Source organism: Anaerococcus lactolyticus ATCC 51172, from assembly GCF_000156575.1.
In the GTDB taxonomy this organism is placed as follows: Bacteria; Bacillota; Clostridia; order Tissierellales; family Peptoniphilaceae; genus Anaerococcus; species Anaerococcus lactolyticus.
Genome location: NZ_GG666225.1, coordinates 1 through 220, shown reverse-complemented (window position 1 = coordinate 220; position 220 = coordinate 1). Strand labels below are relative to the sequence as shown.

At 63.2% G+C, this 220-nt stretch carries 1 protein-coding gene; it reads left to right on the top strand.

Annotated elements, in window-relative coordinates:
* Positions 1 to 12 precede the first annotated feature (12 nt).
* Positions 13 to 220 (top strand): TniQ family protein (locus HMPREF0072_RS11800; RefSeq protein ID WP_438829781.1); only part of this gene is annotated, 208 nt, incomplete at its 3' end.

Below are 220 nucleotides of genomic sequence, written 5' to 3'. Positions count from 1 at the left end.
ATTCCAGCCGCATTGGAAACCTATGCGTTCCAGCTCTCGGTACTGCTGCCGAGACTCCGCCGTAAGACGCGATCCATCACGAGCTGGCGTGCCTGGCTGCCCACCCAACCGATACACCGCGCCTGTCCGCTCTGCCTGAACGATCCGGAGAACCAAGCCGTACTGCTCGCGTGGAAGCTGCCCCTGATGCTGAGCTGCCCACTGCATGGCTGCTGGCTGG